The sequence below is a fragment of the Arhodomonas sp. KWT genome, assembly GCF_010993615.1.
Genome location: NZ_WNXE01000638.1, coordinates 1 through 959 on the forward strand (window position 1 = coordinate 1; position 959 = coordinate 959).

Annotated in this window: 1 protein-coding gene and 1 pseudogene; both read right to left on the reverse strand. The window is 70.4% G+C overall.

The annotated features are described in order from the left end of the window. Window positions 1-21 precede the first annotated feature (21 nt). Complete coding sequence (gene pilW, locus G7A99_RS21335; protein ID WP_018717292.1) at window positions 22-801, reverse strand: type IV pilus biogenesis/stability protein PilW; 780 nt, start codon at window positions 799-801, stop codon at window positions 22-24. Beyond that, window positions 798-959: pseudogene (locus G7A99_RS21340) on the reverse strand (bifunctional tRNA (adenosine(37)-C2)-methyltransferase TrmG/ribosomal RNA large subunit methyltransferase RlmN); the annotation flags it as partial. The gene pilW and the pseudogene G7A99_RS21340, both read right to left, overlap by 4 nt.

Genomic DNA, 959 nt, shown 5'->3' on the forward strand with positions numbered 1-959 from the left:
GGGGCCTCCGCCACGGGTGAATCAAAGCTTGCCATCGCTCTCCCACTCCAGCATCTGGCGCGTCTCCGGCGATTCGGGGAAACGATTGTTCAGCAGCAGCCGGTAGCTCGCCACCGCATCCTGGTTGCCGAGCTCGTGCTCGATGCGCAGGCCGAGCCACGCGGACTGGGCGGTCTGCGGCGCGGCATCGAGGTAGCGCTGGTAGAAGGCGCGCGCGTTGAGGTAATGGCCCTGCTCGTAGCGCAGGCGTGCCATGCGCAGCAGGGCCGGCGGGAAGGTCTTGTTCGCTTCCAGGGCGCGCAGGAGGTAGTCCTCCCCGACGTCCTTTCGGCCAGCGTTGAGCGCGCAGTTGCCGGCGTTGGTCAGGGCCACCGCGACGCGGTCATAGAGCGGATTGTCCGCCGCGCGGTCGAACATCGTCAGGCCGCGGTCGACATCGCCGCGGTCACACAGGAAGCGTCCGTAGTTATTGAGCGCCGTGCCGTTGTTACCGTCGAGCTCCACGGCGCGCCGGTAGTGCTTCTCGGCCTGCTCGGGCCGGTCCAGGCGCTCGTAGACGATCCCGGTCACCGTGTGCGCGTCCGCGTTGTCCGGATCCTGGCGCAGCGCCTTGCGCAGCTTGCGCAACGCCTGCCGGGGCTCGCCCTGCTGCAGGTAGCGCACGCCGAGCTGGGTATTGGCGCTGGCCGCCTGCTGGCTGTCGGTCTTGGGCTGCGAATCCGGCGCGGGCTCCTGCTGGGGCACGTTCGCACAGGCGCTCAGCCCGAGTGCCAGCACCACCGCCAGCCAGACACCCCTCATGCCGCACCCTCCGGGGCGGAACGGCCCCAGCGGGGATGCCGGCGGAGGCGGTCCGAGACCTCGCCCACGAGCTGGCCGCAGGCCCCGTCGATATCCTCCCCCCGGGTCCGGCGCACCGTGGTGATGTAGCCGGCGCGCTGCAGCAGCGAGGCGAAGCG